A 17,146-nucleotide genomic window follows, 5' to 3' on the forward strand; every position below is an offset into this window, starting at 1 on the left:
AGTCGGAAGGGAGAACCCATGATCAGCCTCCACTCGATCTCGCGCAGCTTCGGCGACCGCCGGGTGCTGCGCGACGTCGCGTTCGACGTCGTGGCGGGCCGGATGACCGGCTTCGTCGGCGGCAACGGCGCCGGCAAGACCACGACCATGCGCATCATCCTGGGCGTGCTCGCCGCGGATTCGGGGCGCGTCGAATTCGACGGCGCCGAGATCACGCAGCGGGATCGCTCCCGCTTCGGCTACATGCCCGAGGAGCGCGGCCTGTACCCCAAGATGAAGGTGCTCGAGCAGCTCGTCTACCTGGCGCGCCTGCACGGCATGGGCTCGGCCGCGGCGAAGCGCTCCGCCGAGGGGCTCATCGAGCGGCTCGGCATCGAGGAGCGCGCGAACGACACGCTCGAGAGCCTCTCGCTCGGCAACCAGCAGCGCGCCCAGATCGCCGCGGCCCTCGTGCACGATCCCATCGCCCTCGTGCTCGACGAGCCGTTCTCGGGCCTCGACCCGATCGCGGTCGAGGTCGTGCTCGGCGTGCTCCGCGACTTCGCGGCCCAGGGCGCGCCCGTGCTGTTCTCCTCGCACCAGCTCGACATCGTCGAGCGGCTCTGCGACGACGTCGTCGTGATCGCCGACGGCTCGATCCGCGCCGCGGGCTCCCGCGAGGCGCTCCGCGCCGAGCACTCGGGATCGACGTTCGAGCTGGAGCTCTCGGGCGACACCGCGGACGCCGGCTGGGTGCGCGAGCAGCCCGGGGTCGAGGTCACCCACCTCGATGGCCGCTTCGCCCGGTTCGACGCCCCCGAAGACGCCGCTCAGGCGGTGCTGGCCACCGCCGTCTCGCGCGGATCCGTGGCCCGGTTCGCGCCCGTCACCCCGTCCCTCGCCCAGATCTTCCGGGAGGTCATCCGATGACTGCCAACGCTCCCCTCGCAGGATCGTCCTCCGCGGCGACGCCCGCGCGCGCGGCCGGGCTCGCCTGGCTCGTCGCCGAGCGCGAGATCACCACTCGGGTGCGCAGCAAGGCCTTCCTCGTCTCGACGGGGATCCTGCTGCTCCTCGTGCTCGCCTCGGTGCTGCTCGGCGGCTTCGCCTCGAAGCTCGGCGGCGACACCAAGGTCGCCGTCGTCGGCACCGCCGGTGCCGTGCTCGAACAGGCGCCGGGTTTCGACGTGCAGAAGGTCGCGGATCAGCCCGCCGCCGAGAAGCTCGTGCGCTCGGGCGACGTCGACGCGGCGATCGTTCCCGGGGGCTCCGGCGCGGGCGGCGTGACCGTGCTCGCGAAGGACTCGGCGCCCGCGTCCGTCGTGCAGCTGCTCTCGGTGCAGCCCGAGGTGAAGCTGCTCGAGCCCCTCGACAAGAACCCGATGCTCGCCTACTTCATCGCGATCGGCTTCGGCATCGTCTTCATGATGAGCGCCGTGACGTTCGGCACGACCATCGCGCAGAGCGTGGTCGAGGAGAAGCAGACGCGGATCGTCGAGATCCTGCTGGCCACCGTGCCCGCCCGCGTGCTGCTCGCGGGCAAGATCATCGGCAACAGCATCCTGGCGCTCGCCCAGGTCGTCGCGATCCTGGCGCTCGCCTCGCTCGGCATGCTCGCCACCGGTCAGGACCTGCTGTTCGGGGACCTCGGCACGGCGCTCATCTGGTTCGGCGTGCTCTTCGCCTTCGGGTTCGTCCTGCTCGCGACGCTCTACGCGGCGACCGCGGCGCTCGTCTCACGGCAGGAGGACATCGGCTCGGTCACGAGCCCGGTCATGATGCTCGTGATGATCCCCTACGTGCTCGTGATCGTGTTCAACACGAACCCCGAGGTGCTCGCGATCATGAGCTACGTGCCGTTCTCGGCACCCGTGGGCATGCCGATGCGCCTCTACCTCGGACTCGCCGAGTGGTGGGAGCCGCTCGTGGCGATCGTGATCCTCATCGCGTCGATCGCGCTCGTGATCGGCATCGGCGCGCGCATCTACGAGAACTCGATCCTGCGCACCGGCAGCCGGGTGAAGCTCTCCGAGGCGCTCAAGGGCTGAACGCTCGTCGAACGCAGCGCGGGGCCGCGGACCATCGGGTCTGCGGCCCCCGCCGCGTTCTCCGCGGGTGCGGGATCCGCGATGCGATCCGGTCGGATCGCCGACCGTGGGTCCGGCCGGATCAGAACCACATGGGTCGGTCGAGGTCGTCCTCGTCCTCGTAGGACTCGCCGAGGCGGCCCGGATCCACGTCGACGACGACGGGGACGTGATCGCTCGGTGCATCGCCCGTGCGCTCCTGGCGGTGGATCGAGGCGCCCGTCACCGCGTCGGCGAACGCTTCTGACGCCATGATGAAGTCGATCCGCATGCCCTCGTCCTTGGGGAATCGGCCCGCCTTGTAGTCCCAGAAGGTGTAGCCCTCGGGCACGGTGGGGCGCACCACGTCGGTGACGGTCGGCGAGAAGCTCTCGAACATCGACCGCTCGTCGGGCGAGACGTGCGTCGAGCGGCCGACGGCGAACGAGGGATCGCCCATATCGCCGTCGAGCGGGGCGATGTTCCAGTCGCCCATGAGCGCGAGCGGCAGCTCGGGATTCTCGGCCAGCCACTGCTCGGCGTCGGTGCGCAGCGCCTCCAGCCAGGCGAGCTTGTACGCGTAGTGCGGGTCGTCGAGCGCCCGGCCGTTCGGCACGTAGAGGCTCCACAGGCGCAGATCGCCGACGGTCACGCCGAGGGCGCGCGCTTCGAGCGGGAGGCCGTTCGGGCCTTCGCCCTGCACGTCCTCCTGACCCGTGATCGGCTTGCCGAAGCCCGGCATGTCGGCGAAACCGCGCGCGACGTCGGTCATCTCGTGCCGGCTCGCGAACGCGACGCCGTTCCACTGGTTCAGGCCGTGGATCTCGAGCCGGTACCCGGCCTGCTCGAACGCCTCGACCGGGAACTGGTCGGGACGGCACTTGATCTCCTGCATCGCGAGCACGTCGATGTCCTCGCGGACGAGCCAGTCCACCACCCGGCCGACTCGGGTGCGGATCGAATTGACGTTCCAGGTGGCGATGCGCATGGATCCAGCGTATCCGGCCCGGTTTGGCCGCCGGTGCGCTCTGCGGAAGGAGATTCGGGTTCAGGAGGACGATCGACGCAGATTCCTCCTCCGGAACCCGGATCTCCTCCGGAAGACCCGTCCGTTCCTCCGGTCCGGGAGCAGAATGGACGCATGACCGCACCGATCCTCATCTCGGCCGAAGAACTGCGCACCTGGCTCGATTCCGACGAGCCGCCGCGCGTGCTCGACGTCCGTTACCGGCTGGGCTTCTCCGACGGGCACGAGCAGTACCTGGCCGGGCATATCTCGGGGGCCGTATTCGCGGATCTCGAGGGGGAGTTCGCCCGGCACGGCGCCCCGTCGGATGGGCGGCATCCGCTGCCCGGCGACGCTGCGCTCGAGGTGGCGGCGCGCGGCTGGGGGATCCGCGACGGGCAGACGGTCGTCGTGTACGACGATGCGCGGTCGCTGCCGGCGTCGCGTGCCTGGTGGGCGCTGCGGCGGGCCGGGATCGGCGACGTGCGGTTGCTCGACGGCGGGCTCGCGGCGTGGATCGCGGCCGGCGGGGCGGTGGATCCGGGCGAGGTGGTGCCCGAGCCGGGCGATGTGGTGCTCGCGCGGCCCGGCGCGGCCGGGGTGCTCACGACGGGGCAGGTCGCGGAGTGGGACGGGATCCTGCTCGATGCCCGCGCGCCGGAGCGGTTCCGGGGCGAGAGCGAGCCGATCGATCCGATCGCGGGGCACATTCCGGGGGCGCGCAATCTGCCGATCTCGGAGGTGCTGACGGAGGATGGACGGTTCCGTTCGCCGGAGCGCATCGCGGCGGCGTTCGCGTCGGCGGGGGTGGGATCCGGTGCGGGCGCGGGTGCGGGTGTCGATGCGGGTGCGGGCGAGACGCGGATCGCGGCCTACTGCGGCTCGGGTGTGACGGCGGCGCAGTTGGCGCTCGCGGGTGCGCTCATCGGGCGCGAGGTCGTCGTGTTCCCGGGGTCGTGGAGCGCGTGGTCGAACACGCCCGGTCTGCCGGTCGCGACGGGGGAGTGAGGGGTCGCGCTGCGGCGGTCGTCGCCGGTTCAGCGGCGGCGGTCCTTCGGGTGCGGCAGCTGAAGCGACGGCCCCGGGTGCGGGGCCGGGTGCGACGGGGAGAACCGCAGTCGGATGCGGCTTTCGAAACGACGAGAGCCCCGCCGGGGCGGGGCTCTCGTATCGGAGGGGATGACGAGAATCGAACTCGCGCTGTCTGCTTGGGAAGCAGAAGTTCTACCATTGAACTACATCCCCAGTGCCGGGCGGACCCGACTCTTTTCAGCCTAGCAGAACCCCGCTGGCAGACGGTCGAGCCTCCGGCCAGCGGGTCCGCCTCCGAGCGGCGGCTTGCCGGCGAGCGGCGGTCCTACTGGCAGATCGCGGCGCCCGCGAGGGTCTTGGCCTGATCGTCGGCGCTCCAGGGGACGTCCGGGCCTGCGCCCGCGTCCTTCGAGAGGGCCGCGATCTGGAACGCCAGCGCGCGAGCGAAGCCGGCACCCGCGCTCGAGTTGTTGAGCGTGACGACCACCGTGTAGCCCGTGGACGGATCCTGGTACGCGGCGGTGATGGCACCGGTGATCGAACCGCTGCGGCCGAACAGGGGCCCCATCTTTTCGACGCCGAAGCCGTACTGCTGCGCGTTCGGGTCCGCGGCGACCTCCTTGGTCGGCTTGCCGTCCTTGTCGCGCTCGGGATTCTGGGTCGACTGGGTCTTGGTGATGAGCTCCTGGTCCTTCTTCGTGCCGAACGTGCCGGAGAAGTAGGCGGTGTAGAAGTTCTTCAGGTCCGAGACGGTCGTGACCGAGGCGCCGGCCGCGCTGAGCATGCTGGTGGAGATCTTGTTGAGCTCCGCGGGCTTCGCCTCGCAGACGGGCTTGCCGCCCGCCGCGGGGTAGGTGAGCCCGGTCATGCCGCCGCTGGGCAGCGTCAGGTTGCCCGAGTCGGGGAAGAAGGTCGAACTCATCGAGGCCTTGCTGTAGACCCGACTCTTGAGGAGGTCTGCGAGGGACTGGCCGGTGACTTCTTCGAACGCGCGGGCCAGCACGAGGCTGTCGGTGTCGGAGATGTAGACGTTCTGACCGGGCCAGGGGAGCGGTGAGCGCACGAGGCCGTTTGCGAGGAGCTCCCGGTCGCTCCACGGACGCAGCGGGTTGTTCGCGAAGATGTCGCTGATGCCCGTCTTGAAGTCGGCGAGGCCCGAGGTCCCGTTGCAGAGCTGCTCGTAGGTGATGCCTTCCAGGCCCTTCTGGCGGGGCAGGTCCTTCGAGACCTCGCGGTCGAGCTTGATGGTGCCGTCCGCGTTGAGGCTGAGCAGGAGGGCGCAGAGCGCCGGCTGGGTGGTCTGGCCGCCGCGGATCGCGGCGTCGGCGGCGAGCTTGCCCGCGCCGAAGGCCTGCAGGTACTCGCCCTTCTTGTCGCCGCCCCAGACGCCCACGATGGCGTCGGTGGAGCCGCTCTGCTTCATCGCCTGCTGGACGGCCTGTTCGATGTTGCCCGAGAGCCCCTTGTCGATGGTGTTCACCGGGTCCGCGCCGCTCGAGGAGCCCTGGCCGGTGCACGCGGTGAGGCCGAGAGCTGCGACGGCGACGGCACCGATCACAGCGATGCGGGAGCGTCGAGCGAGTTTCGAAATCACCGGACCGCCAATCTGTTTGCAGGCATAGAACATTCGCGATTCTACTGCCTGGTTCTCGGGAGGCCGCTGAGCCCGGCCGGTGGTGCGCGCACGGAACAGGGCCGAGGTGCGGGGTTAGGCAAGCCTTAGTTAGGATGTCGGAGTGAGTGATTTCGACGAGACCGTCATTTCCGGTGTGATCGGCCACATGAACGGCGACCACACCGACGACAACCTGCTGATCGCGCGTGCTTTCGGGTACCCCGAAGCGACGGCGAGCACGATGACGGGTCTGACCGGGGAACACGGTTGCTGGACCGTGGTGGATTCCGCGGGCGAGCACGAGCTCTGCGTTCCCTGGCCCGCTGGTCGGATCACCGAGCGGCCCCAGATCCGCCGCGAGGTCGTGCTGCTCTACCGTGAGGCATGCAAGCGCCTGGGCGTCGAACCGCGTGCCGAGCACGAGGCGCCGCAGCACCTGCCCGGCCAGGGCGATGCGGCGCACCCGCACGGCTCGGAGCACGCGGCCCACGGCGGTGCTCATCCTCATGGCGGACACGGACACGGACACGGACACGGCGAGGCGGCTCACGCCGGTTCGAACCCGCACGCAGCCCCGGCGCAGGAGGGTCCCGTCGCGTTCTCGGTCGAGATCCGCAGCGGTTCCTGGTCGGATCACTCCGACAGCGAGGGCGCCGGGTTCATGGAGGGCATCATGCGCGGCCGGGGGACTCGCGAGGACTATGTCGCGCTCGCCGTGCAGCACTACTTCATGTACGAAGCGCTCGAGGAGAGCGCGGCGAAGTTCGAGCAGGACGCCCGCTTCGCCGGATTCCACTCGGACGACCTCGAGCGCATGGCCGCGCTCGAGGAGGATCTGGAGTTCCTGGTCGGCGATGATTGGCGGGAGCGGATCGAACCGACTCCCGCGACGGCGGCGTACGCGGCCCGGATCCGTGAGATCGCGGACGAGGGCTGGCTTCCGGGTCTCGTCGCGCACCACTACACGCGCTACCTCGGCGACCTGTCGGGCGGGCAGATGATCGCGCGTCGCGTGGGGAAGCAGTTCGGTTTCGAGCACGCGGGCATCTCGTTCTACGACTTCTCGTCGCTCGGTGATCTCGCTGAGTTCAAGGGCCGGTACCGGGCCGAGCTCGATGCGCTGGGCGAGACGCTCGATCAGGCGGAGCGCGATCGCGTGCTGGCCGAGGTGCGAACCGCCTACCGCTTCAACACCGACGTGTTCGGCGATCTGGCTCGGGCGAAGGCCGCGAACTAACACGGCTCGGCGGGCTCTCTCTGAAAAGAGGGGTCGCGTCGGAGACGCCGTAGGCGCGGTGATCCTCATCGTTCGGCGAACCTTCGAGCAAGGCCGACGCGCAACGGCCGGGGTTCGCGGCCGAGGAATGCGCTGAGCCGCTGCTCCGTCTCTTGGCGGCGCAGCGGATGGAGGTCTTCGGCGTGCGTTCGGAGGATCCTGTAGCCGAGGTCCCGAGCGTGGTCGAGACGAGTGAGATCGCGGAGGTACTGCTGGCGGTCTGTGCGGTGCTGCTCGCCGTCGTACTCGAGGATTTGCATCCGCGTTCGATCGACCTGGTCGAATCGTCCGATCCAGGCTCCTGAACGATCGTAGAGATCTGCTTGCAGCTCGAGGTCGTCAAGGCCCATCGAGGCGAGCACGTAGTGCAGGTGGGACTCCATTCGGGACTCCGCGCCATGCCGGGACACCGACCACGCGTCGCGCAGTCGCGTGATGCCGCGCGTGCGACTGCGCATGAGGAGCGCGTCGACTTCCGACTCGGTGAGTGAAGCCCCGTGGGGAACCCGGCGAGGGCGGCGCAGGTGGTCGAGGGCGACCACGAGTTCGAGAAACGGGAGCGTCGCGGCGGACTGCAGGAGCGCGAGGGAGGCGGGCACGCACGGGAGACCGCTCGTACTCGGCACCGGGGCGAATCGCTCGGAGGTGCGGTGGCCGATGACCCCGCGACCCGTCGATCGGTTGAGCGGCGACGGGGCGGTCACGTGCAACTCGTCGGGAACTCGGAGCGGCACCCCGTGCAGGAGAAGCGCGCTCGTATGGCTGAAGCACTCTTCTCGGCGCAGCAGCGGTGCGTAGTCCCGTGCCCGCGCGCGGACCCGGTCCTCGACATAGCTCGGCCGCCTCGGTGGTGCAGGCTGAGGTGCGCCGAGACGTCGGACCCCGTGATGCGGACGCTCGAACCTCGAGTGGGCGAGAGTAGCCGAGGTCACGCCGAGCGCCCGCGCCTCGGCGAGAGTGAAGGCGGGCTCGCGGAGCGGCTCGGGGAGGGGAGCTGGGCGTCGGGGCATGCAAGCAGCTTGCCCGGCACGCCAAGGATGATGGCGGTTATCCACAGGCCAGAGCGCGTCGGTGCGCGATCCGGCATGGATGCGGACTGTGGAGGGGTAGACGGTTCGAAGTGCGGCGCGAGTGGATCCATCGAACGGCGGCAAAACGACGCAATCGGCCGGCTATTCGATCGTTTTGCCGCCACTCGACGGAGAAAACGCGTGTGCGCGCTCGCGAGCGAGCGAGCACACGAGCACGAGCACAAGCACACGAGCACGAGCACGCGAGCACGAGCACACGAGCTCGAGCCCGCGCCCTACCTCCCCTGCATGAACCTGACGACGTTGGGGTCGACGATCACGTCGCGGGGCTGCAGCGGCCGACGCAGGTAGAGCCCTTCGAGGGAGCGCACGCGGCTCAGCGCGACGTAGCTCTGCCCGGCGCTGAACGCGCGAGGGCCCAGGTCGATGACGGCCTGGTCGTAGGTGTGGCCCTGCGACTTGTGGATGGTCACGGCCCAGGCGAGGCGCAGCGGGAACTGCTCGAACTCGGCCACGACCTCCTTCTCGAGCTTCTTGGTCTCGGCGTCGTAGCGGTACCGGAACCGTTCCCAGACGGCGGGCTCGACCTCGTACTCCTCGTCGTCGACCTCGACCCAGACGGTGCCGGAGACGCGCGAGACGGTGCCGATGGTGCCGTTGACCCAGCGTCCGTCGGGGTCGTTGCGCAGGAACATGACCTGCGCGCCCTGCTTGAGCTCGAGCACCTCGTCGGCGGGGAACGTGTTCTCGCGGAATTCGCCGTTCACCTCGGCGACGGCGCGCATCGCCCCGCCCGTGATCCCCGCGAGCCGTTCCTGGTTGATCTTGTTGACGGTGGCGTTGGTGGTCGCGAGGGTGAGCGCGTCCGCGGGGGCGGGGCGGTCCCCGGCCGCGTTGAGCTCGCCGGCCATGTCGGCGTCGACGACGCCGTGCCGGACGGCTCCGAGGATCTGCTTGAAACGGCTGTCGCGCTGCCGGTGCACCTCGGTGAGCTCGATGATGCTCATGGGGGAGTCGCGCCACACCTTCGCGTCGAAGAACCAGAGCGAGCGGTAGGTGTCGTTGAAGTAGGCGCGCTCGTGCGGGTCGCGCGGCGGCACGGGCGGCAGCTGGAAGGGGTCGCCGAACATGATGATCTGCGCCCCGCCGAAGGGGTCGTGCTTCTTGCCGCGCGCCTGCCGGAGCGCGCGGTCGATCGCGTCCATGAGGTCGGCGGAGACCATCGAGATCTCGTCGAGCACGAGGGTGTCGATCGAGGAGAGCATCTTCTTCAGCTCGGCGGGCTGGTCGAGGTCGTGGTCGGCGATCACGCCGGTGGGGAGGCGCAGCAGCGAGTGGATCGTCTGGCCGCCCACGTTGAGCGCGGCGACGCCCGTCGGCGCGCACACGGCGATGATCTTGCTCGTGTTCCACGCCAGGTGGTTCAGGATCGTCGACTTGCCCGTACCGGCGCGCCCTGTGACGAAGATGTGCTCGCGGGTGTGCTCGATCCGTTCGTAGACGGCGAGCTGCTCGGGGCTGAGTTCGGGGCGGGGCACCCCGTTAGGGTACCCGAGCGGCGCGCACGGGCAGCAGCAGGAGCAGGCCGATGATCAGCACGAGCACGATCCCGAGGATGCCGAAGATGGTGGATCCGCCGAGCGCGACCGCGAGCGTGAAGCCGGCGGGCGCGAGGAACGACACCGCGCGGCCGGTCGTGGCGTAGAGGCCGAAGATCTCGCCCTCCTTGCCGGGCGGGATGAGGCGGGCGAGGAAGGAGCGGCTCGCGGACTGCACGGGTCCGACGAAGATGCACAGCAGGAGCCCGAACACCCAGAACACCCAGGATCCGAGCGGGTTCAGCAGGAAGACGAGCAGGCCGCAGAACAGCATCAGCGTGAGCGAGGACACCATGACGGACTTCGCGCCGATCCGGTCCTCGAACATGCCGATCAGGATCGTGGCGAGCCCGGCGACGACGTTCGCGGCGATGGCGAAGATGATGACCGTGGTGGAGTCGAAGCCGAAGCTGCGCGCCGCGATCACGCCGCCGAACGTGAAGACGCCCGCGAGTCCGTCGCGGAACACGGCGCTCGCGATGAGGAAGAAGAGGGTCTGGCGGGCGGTGCGCCACAGGTTCCGCACGCTGCGGAACAGGTCGGCGTAGGCGGTCAGGATCCCGCGCCCGGCGCCGTGGTACTCGGCGGCGACGGGGATCTCGGGCACCGCGAAGAAGACGGGTACGGCGAAGATCCCGAACCAGGCTGCGGCGAGCACCATCGCGACGCGGATGTTCCAGGCGCCCTCGCTCGTGACGCCGAACCAGCCGACGTCGGGGAAGATGAAGCCGACCAGCAGGATCGCGAGCAGCACGATGCCGCCGAGGTAGCCCATGCCCCAGCCGAAGCCGGAGATCTTGCCGACGTTGCGGTTGTTGGAGATCTGCCCGAGCATCGCGTTGTAGCTGACGCTCGCGAATTCGAATGCGACGTTGCCGACCGCGAGCAGCACGAGTCCGAGGATGAGGTACTGCTCGGCCGGGGCGACGAGCACCATCAGCGCCGTGCAGGCGACCACGATCGCGGTGTTGATGCCGAGCCAGGTCTTGCGCCGCCCGGCCGCGTCCGAGAGGCGCCCGATCACGGGAGCGAACAGCGCGACGACGATGCCGGCGATGAGGAGCGCGGTGCCGAGCTTCGCCGAGACGACCTGCTCGGGGCCGAAGGAGTCGCTCGTGAGGTACACGCTGAAGACGAACGTGGTGACGACCGCGTTGAACGACGCCGACCCCCAGTCCCACAGCGACCAGGCGAAGACGGTGCGCTTGCGCACGGCCGGGGCGTCGGCGGCTGCGTCGGTGGCCGTATTCGGGGCGATCATGCGCTCAGGGTAGCGCCTGCGGGGAAACACCGGGGGTCCGCGCCCGGAGCGCGTCCACCACGGAGAGCAGCCAGGGCCACAGCTCCGGATCGGTGACCGGGATCAGGCGCGGCGAATAGAGGAACGCCTCCTCGCCGAGGACCTCGAGATCGACCGGGCGCGCCGCGAGCAGATCGAGCAGCTCCGGATCGACGAACGCGGCTGCGCGCTCGCCGTCGCGCTTCCACGCCCACAGGGTGAAGCGGGCTCCGTCTGCGGCGCGGAGCCGGGTCGGATCGCGCATATCGACGAAGCCGGCGATGCTGCCGCCGTCGACCATCGAGTTGTTCGCCTTCGCGTCGAGCAGGAACGGCGGGGCCGAGCCGCCGAGCGCGATCCTGATGTAGCCGAAGCTCACGGGCGACTCGATCCCGCGATAGCCGACGTCGGTGGAGTGGTACTCGCCGACCTCGAGGGAACGATCCGGCCAGCGCAGCACGCCCTCGAGGCGCCGATCCTTGCTGCCCCGGCCGATCACCGATCCGACGGCGGGAGGATCGGCCTCGCGTTCGACGAGCTCGATGCCGTTCGCCGCGGCGAAGCCGGTGATGCGCCAGCGCTGGTCGGGCAGTGCGCGGCTCTGCCGGACCGCGCCGCGCAGCACGAATACGCACAGCCAGACGGTGAGGATCGCGACGGCGCCCGCCGGGAGGAGCCACCAGGCCGAGCCGCCGCTGAGCGTGCCCATGGCGAACGCGGCGGCGAGGCCGAGACCGAGCACGATGACGAGCAGGAGCGCGCAGCCGGTCCCGATCGCGGTGCCGGCCTTCGTGCGGCCGTGGCGGCGGTCGATCTCCGCCGAGAGTGCGCGTGCGGCGTCCCGGTCGTCGGGATCCGTGAGCGGACCGAGGTCGAGTGCCGGCATGAGGTCAGCGTAGTGCCGCGTCGCCGGCCGGGTCGAAGCTGAGAGTTGAGTGTGTTCGACTCAAGTTCACTTGCCCGAGGTTGACGGCGGGACCCGTTTTGATAAACTTGAGCACAAGCGACTCAACCTTCTGAGTTCGCACCGGATTCGGGATCCCGAGCGGTCCCGGAGCAGAATCACCAGAACCGGGCGGCCCACGGCCGCCGCACAACAGCAAGGAGAGCACATGTCACGTGCAGTCGGTATCGACCTCGGCACCACCAACTCCGTCGTCGCGGTCCTCGAGGGCGGCGAGCCCACGGTCATCGCCAACGCCGAGGGCTTCCGCACCACCCCCTCGATCGTCGCGTTCACGAAGGACGGCGAGGTGCTCGTCGGCGAGACCGCGAAGCGCCAGGCCGTCACCAACGTCGACCGCACCATCGCGTCCGTCAAGCGCCACATGGGCACCGACTGGACCACCGACATCGACGGCAAGAAGTACACGCCGCAGGAGATCAGCGCGCGCACGCTCATGAAGCTGAAGCGCGACGCCGAGACCTACCTGGGCGACAAGGTGACCGACGCGGTCATCACCGTCCCCGCGTACTTCAACGACGCCGAGCGCCAGGCCACCAAGGAGGCCGGTGAGATCGCGGGCCTCAACGTGCTCCGCATCATCAACGAGCCCACCGCCGCGGCCCTCGCCTACGGCCTCGACAAGGGCAAGGAGGACGAGCTGATCCTCGTCTTCGACCTCGGCGGCGGCACCTTCGACGTCTCCCTCCTCGAGGTGGGCAAGGACGACGACTTCTCGACCATCCAGGTCCGCGCGACCGCCGGCGACAACCGCCTCGGCGGCGACGACTGGGATCAGCGCGTCGTCGAGTGGCTGATCCAGCAGTTCAAGTCGTCGACCGGCGTCGACGTCTCGAACGACAAGATCGCCCTGCAGCGCCTCAAGGAGGCCGCGGAGCAGGCCAAGAAGGAGCTCTCGAACTCGATGAGCACCCAGATCCAGCTGCCGTACCTCTCGCTCACCGAGAACGGCCCGGCGAACCTCGACGAGACGCTCTCGCGCGCCAAGTTCGAGGAGCTCACCAAGGATCTGCTCGAGCGCACCCGCAAACCCTTCACCGACGTGATCGCCGAGGCGGGCGTCAAGGTCTCCGACATCGCGCACGTGGTGCTCGTCGGCGGCTCGACCCGCATGCCCGCCGTCTCCGAGCTGGTCAAGCAGCTCACCGGCGGCCGCGAGCCCAACAAGGGCGTCAACCCCGACGAGGTCGTGGCCGTGGGCGCAGCCCTGCAGGCCGGCGTGCTGAAGGGCGAGCGCAAGGACGTCCTGCTCATCGACGTGACCCCCCTGAGCCTCGGCATCGAGACCAAGGGCGGCATCATGACGAAGCTCATCGAGCGCAACACGGCGATCCCGACCAAGCGCAGCGAGACCTTCACCACCGCCGACGACAACCAGCCGTCGGTCGCCATCCAGGTGTTCCAGGGCGAGCGCGAGTTCACCCGCGACAACAAGAACCTGGGCACCTTCGAGCTGACCGGCATCGCGCCGGCTCCGCGCGGCGTGCCGCAGGTCGAGGTCACCTTCGACATCGACGCCAACGGCATCGTCCAGGTGTCCGCGAAGGACAAGGGCACCGGCAAGGAGCAGACGATCACGATCTCGGGCGGCTCGAGCCTCTCGAAGGACGACATCGATCGCATGGTGCGCGAGGCCGAGGAGCACGCCGCCGAGGACAAGAAGCGCCGCGAGGCCGCCGAGGTCCGCAACAACGCCGAGCAGCTCGCCTACTCGGTCGAGAAGCTCATCTCGGAGAACGAGGACAAGCTGCCCGAGGACGTCAAGACCGAGGTGCAGGGCGATCTCGACGCGCTGAAGCAGGCGCTCGCCGGTGACGACGAGGCCGCGGTCAAGACCGCCGCCGACAAGCTCGGCGAGAGCCAGCAGAAGCTCGGCCAGGCGATCTACCAGTCCGCTCAGGACGCCGCCCCCGAGGCCGGCACCGCCGCTCCCGAGTCGAACGACGAGGACGTGGTGGACGCCGAGGTCGTCGAGGACGACGAGGAGAAGAAGTAACGATGACGAACGAGGAGCAGCGCACGCCCCAGGGTGACCAGCCCGGCGACGAGGTTCCCGTTGCGGGGCCGGAGGCGAACGCCTCCGGCCCCGCGCCGCAGGGCGAGGAGCTGACGGTCGACGACATCCTGTCGACCGAGCAGGACGCGTCGGCGGCCGGGGATCCCAATGCGGCGGCCGAGGCCGAGAGCCCGTACCTGGAGGACCTGCGTCGGATCACCGCGGAGTACGCGAACTACCGCAAGCGGACCGAGGCCAACGCGGTCATCGAGAAGCAGCGCGCCACGGCTTCGGCCGTGCTGCCCATGCTCTCGGTGCTCGACGACCTCGACCGCGCCGAGCAGCACGGGGACCTCGAAGAGGGATCCGCGTTCGCCACGATCGCGACCAAGATCCGATCCACCTTCGAGCGCCTCGGCCTCGAGAGCTTCGGCGAGAAGGGCGACCCCTTCGATCCGCAGCTGCACGAGGCCATCGCCCAGGTGCCGGTTCCCGGCACCGAGTCGGAGACGGTGCTCGACGTGATCGAGCGCGGCTACCGGATCGGCGATGTCGAGCTGCGGCCCGCCAAGGTGGCTGTGGCTGTGGGGGGCTGATGGCAAGTCAAGACTGGCTCGAGAAGGACTTCTACCAGATCCTCGGCGTCGCGAAGGACGTCAGCGAAGCGGATCTGAAGAAGGCGTATCGCAAGCTCGCCCGCAAGTACCACCCGGATTCGAACCCGGGCGATGCCGCGGCCGAGGCCCGATTCAAGGAGATCAGCGAGGCGTACTCGGTGCTCTCCGATTCGGAGCAGCGCGCCGAGTACGACCAGATCCGCGCCATGGGCACGGGGTCGGCCCGGTTCACCTCGGGCGGGCAGGGCTTCGAGGACATCTTCGGAGGCATGTTCGGCCAGCAGGGCGGGCACAGTGCGACCGGCGGCCGCAACTTCAGCTACCAGCAGGGCGGCGGGCAGGGCTTCGACGACATCTTCAGCATGTTCGGCGGAGGCGGCGCACCGCGCGGTCCCCAGCGGGGCCGCGACATCACCGCCTCGACCACGCTCGACTTCGAGACGGCGGTGCGCGGCAACACCGTGACGCTGCAGGCTCCGAGCGGGCAGGTCAAGGTCAAGATCCCGGCCGGCGTCTCCGACGGGCAGAAGATCAAGGTCCGCGGCAAGGGCGAGCCCAGTCCCGACGGCGGAACCGCCGGCGACATCATCCTGACCGTGCACGTGCGCTCGCACCCCGTGTTCGAGCGCGACGGCCAGAACCTGCGGCTCTCGCTGCCCGTCACCTTCACCGAGGCCGCGCTCGGCGCGACGGTGGAGGTACCGACGCTCGGCGGTCCGACCGTCAAGCTGAAGGTGCAGCCGGGTACCCCGAGCGGCCGCGTGCTGCGGGTCAAGGGCCGCGGCGTGCAGTCCGCGAAGGGCACCGGCGACCTGCTCGCCGAGGTCCAGGTGGTCGTGCCGGCGCACCTCTCCGACGCGGCGAAGGAGGCTCTCGAAGCCTTCCGCGCCGTCGAACCCGACGAGAACCCGCGAGCGGATCTGCTCGCGCGCGCCAAGGGATAACTCAACACCGGCGGGCCGCGCGGACCCGGTGCCCGGAACCTCGAGAGGATCCGGGCACCGGGTTCGCGGGACTCGCCGAATCAGACGAAGGGGATGAGCGCCATGACCGGGCCGCAGATGGATCGCACCACGCCCGTGTTCGCGATCGCCGTCGCGGCGGAGCTCGCCGAGATGCACCCGCAGACCCTGCGGCAGTACGACCGGATCGGTCTCGTCTCGCCGCAGCGCACCCGCGGCAACACCCGGCGCTACTCGCTGCGCGACGTCGAGCAGCTGCGCGAGGTCGGCCGGCTCTCGGCCGAGGGACTGAGCCTCGAGGGGATCCGGCGCGTGCTGGAGCTCGAGGACCGCGTGCAGCACCTCGAGACCCGCGTGCGCGAGCTCGAACGGGCGCTCTCCGACGAACTGCTCAACCGACCGGGCCGACGCGTGTTCGCGGCCGGCTCCGAGGGCGAGGTCTTCACCCTGAGCCGCGGTACGCGGGTGCGACGCAGCACCGAGATGGTCGTCTGGCATCCCGGTGACTGAGCCCGACACCGCCTTCGAAGCCTCGCTCGCCGCGTTCCTCGACGGGCTCTCGCGGGAGCCCGATCTCGACGCGGCCGAGCTGCTGCCGTTCGACGCGACGGACCGCCTGCTGCTCGAAGCCGCGAGGGATCCGCGCTTCGCCGGCGCGATGCCCGGCGGCACCGTCGTGATCGGCGACCGGCACGGCGCGCTCGCGCTCGGCGCCGTGCAACTGCTCGGCGCGACCGGCGTGCGGGTCCACCAGGATCCGCTGCTCGGCGAACGCGCGCTGCACGCCAACGCGGATCGGCTGGGCGTCGCGGACGCGCCGACCTCGCTCCCGCTCGGCCCCGAGCTGCTGCGCGGAGCGACGCTCGTGCTGCTCCAGCTGCCGCGCGGGCTCGACGCGCTCGACGAGATCGCGCAGGCGATCGCGCGCTGGGCGGATCCCGCGGTCGTGGTGCTGGCAGGCGGTCGCGTGAAGCACATGACCCTCGCCATGAACGAGGTGCTGCAGCGCAGCTTCGCCGAGGTCTCGGCGGGACTCGCGCGGCAGAAGTCCCGGATCCTCACCGCCTCCGCGGCGCGCCCGGCCGAGGAGCTCGGCGACCCGCGCTTCCCCGTCTGGGGCGGGGATCCCGCCCTCGGCTTCCGCCTCGCCGCGTTCGGCGCGGCCTTCGGCGGAACCAAGCTCGACCGAGGCACGCGGCTGCTGCTCGACACGCTGCGCACCGCGCCCCCGCGCGGGGCGGGATCCGGCGCAGCCGGACGCTCCGGCCAGGATCCGGCGCGCGTGGTCGACCTCGGCTGCGGCACCGGCACGCTCGCGGTCAGCGCGGCGCTCGCCTGGCCCGACGCCGAGATCATCGCGACCGATCAGTCGGCCGCGGCGGTCGCGTCGACCGGGCTCACCGCCGAAGCGGCCGGGGTCGCGGATCGCGTCGAGACCGTGCGCGCCGACGGCTGCGAGGCCGTGCCCGACGGTTGGGCCGACCTGATCCTGCTCAACCCGCCGTTCCACTCCGGATCGACCGTGCACACCGCGGTCGCGCACCGCCTCATCCGCTCGTGCGCTCGCGCGCTCGCGCTCGGCGGCGAACTGCGGATCGTCTTCAACTCTCCCCTCGGCTACCGCCCGACCCTGGAGCGCGCCGTCGGCCCCGCCGAGCAGCTCGCCCGCGACCGTACCTTCACGGTACTGTCGGCGCGGAAGCCGCGCGCCGGACGCTGAGCGGC

The 17,146-nt window shown here is 70.1% G+C and carries 15 protein-coding genes and 1 tRNA gene; 9 read left to right on the forward strand and 7 right to left on the reverse strand.

The window, feature by feature from the left end:
* The first annotated feature begins 18 nt into the window (after nt 1-18).
* Nucleotides 19-909 carry an ABC transporter ATP-binding protein gene (locus tag ABD169_RS02835; RefSeq protein ID WP_344029030.1) on the forward strand — a complete coding sequence of 297 codons (891 nt, stop codon included), beginning with the start codon at nt 19-21 and terminating at the stop codon, nt 907-909.
* A complete protein-coding gene (locus ABD169_RS02840) occupies nt 906-2,027 on the forward strand; it encodes an ABC transporter permease (protein WP_344029033.1) in 1,122 nt (373 codons plus the stop codon). The genes ABD169_RS02835 and ABD169_RS02840 overlap by 4 nt, the downstream gene beginning before the upstream one ends.
* Before the next feature lie 121 nt (nt 2,028-2,148).
* Here ABD169_RS02840 and ABD169_RS02845 read toward each other — a convergent pair whose 3' ends face one another.
* Entirely contained in the window at nt 2,149-3,033 is an 885-nt protein-coding gene (locus ABD169_RS02845) for an exodeoxyribonuclease III (protein ID WP_344029036.1), read from the reverse strand.
* 153 nt (nt 3,034-3,186) lie between these two features.
* On the opposite strand from ABD169_RS02845, the gene ABD169_RS02850 reads away from it, so the two are divergent.
* Nucleotides 3,187-4,059 carry a sulfurtransferase gene (locus ABD169_RS02850; protein ID WP_344029039.1) on the forward strand — a complete coding sequence of 291 codons (873 nt, stop codon included), beginning with the start codon at nt 3,187-3,189 and terminating at the stop codon, nt 4,057-4,059.
* Nucleotides 4,060-4,225: 166 nt separating this feature from the next.
* Here the strand turns inward: ABD169_RS02850 and ABD169_RS02855 are convergent.
* A tRNA-Gly gene (locus ABD169_RS02855) sits at nt 4,226-4,296 on the reverse strand.
* Nucleotides 4,297-4,408: 112 nt separating this feature from the next.
* Nucleotides 4,409-5,677 (reverse strand): serine hydrolase domain-containing protein, encoded by a 1,269-nt coding sequence (locus ABD169_RS02860; protein WP_344029042.1) that lies wholly within the window; start codon nt 5,675-5,677, stop codon nt 4,409-4,411.
* Nucleotides 5,678-5,819: 142 nt separating this feature from the next.
* Here ABD169_RS02860 and ABD169_RS02865 point away from each other — a divergent pair, with 142 nt between their 5' ends.
* Nucleotides 5,820-6,935, forward strand: coding sequence for a biliverdin-producing heme oxygenase (locus ABD169_RS02865; RefSeq protein ID WP_344029045.1), 1,116 nt, complete (start codon nt 5,820-5,822; stop codon nt 6,933-6,935).
* Nucleotides 6,936-7,000: 65 nt separating this feature from the next.
* Here ABD169_RS02865 and ABD169_RS02870 read toward each other — a convergent pair whose 3' ends face one another.
* The 4 genes from ABD169_RS02870 to ABD169_RS02885 form a co-directional block, all read right to left on the reverse strand.
* Complete coding sequence (locus ABD169_RS02870) at nt 7,001-7,573, reverse strand: hypothetical protein (RefSeq protein ID WP_344029048.1); 573 nt, start codon at nt 7,571-7,573, stop codon at nt 7,001-7,003.
* A gap of 707 nt (nt 7,574-8,280) precedes the next feature.
* Nucleotides 8,281-9,543 (reverse strand): ATP-dependent DNA helicase, encoded by a 1,263-nt coding sequence (locus ABD169_RS02875; protein ID WP_344029051.1) that lies wholly within the window; start codon nt 9,541-9,543, stop codon nt 8,281-8,283.
* A 4-nt stretch (nt 9,544-9,547) separates the two neighbouring features.
* Nucleotides 9,548-10,864 carry an MFS transporter gene (locus ABD169_RS02880; protein ID WP_344029055.1) on the reverse strand — a complete coding sequence of 439 codons (1,317 nt, stop codon included), beginning with the start codon at nt 10,862-10,864 and terminating at the stop codon, nt 9,548-9,550.
* A 4-nt stretch (nt 10,865-10,868) separates the two neighbouring features.
* Nucleotides 10,869-11,768, reverse strand: coding sequence for a hypothetical protein (locus tag ABD169_RS02885; protein ID WP_344029058.1), 900 nt, complete (start codon nt 11,766-11,768; stop codon nt 10,869-10,871).
* 226 nt (nt 11,769-11,994) lie between these two features.
* Between ABD169_RS02885 and dnaK the strand changes: the two genes are divergently transcribed.
* The 5 genes from dnaK to ABD169_RS02910 all read left to right on the forward strand — a co-directional run bounded on the left by dnaK (nt 11,995) and on the right by ABD169_RS02910 (nt 17,141).
* The gene (gene dnaK, locus ABD169_RS02890; RefSeq protein WP_046455522.1) at nt 11,995-13,842 is read left to right on the forward strand and encodes a molecular chaperone DnaK; all 1,848 of its coding nucleotides are present in this window, start codon (nt 11,995-11,997) and stop codon (nt 13,840-13,842) included.
* 2 nt (nt 13,843-13,844) lie between these two features.
* On the forward strand, nt 13,845-14,438 hold the full coding sequence (locus ABD169_RS02895) for a nucleotide exchange factor GrpE (RefSeq protein ID WP_344029061.1): 594 nt from the start codon (nt 13,845-13,847) through the stop codon (nt 14,436-14,438).
* Nucleotides 14,438-15,403, forward strand: coding sequence for a DnaJ C-terminal domain-containing protein (locus ABD169_RS02900; RefSeq protein WP_344029064.1), 966 nt, complete (start codon nt 14,438-14,440; stop codon nt 15,401-15,403). Before ABD169_RS02895 ends, ABD169_RS02900 begins: the two co-directional genes overlap by 1 nt.
* Nucleotides 15,404-15,520: 117 nt before the next feature.
* Nucleotides 15,521-15,931 carry a heat shock protein transcriptional repressor HspR gene (locus ABD169_RS02905; protein ID WP_046455559.1) on the forward strand — a complete coding sequence of 137 codons (411 nt, stop codon included), beginning with the start codon at nt 15,521-15,523 and terminating at the stop codon, nt 15,929-15,931.
* Complete coding sequence (locus ABD169_RS02910) at nt 15,924-17,141, forward strand: class I SAM-dependent methyltransferase (RefSeq protein ID WP_344029067.1); 1,218 nt, start codon at nt 15,924-15,926, stop codon at nt 17,139-17,141. Before ABD169_RS02905 ends, ABD169_RS02910 begins: the two co-directional genes overlap by 8 nt.
* Nucleotides 17,142-17,146: the final 5 nt, after the last annotated feature.

The organism is Leucobacter iarius (assembly GCF_039530105.1).
Taxonomy (GTDB): domain Bacteria; phylum Actinomycetota; class Actinomycetes; order Actinomycetales; family Microbacteriaceae; genus Leucobacter; species Leucobacter iarius.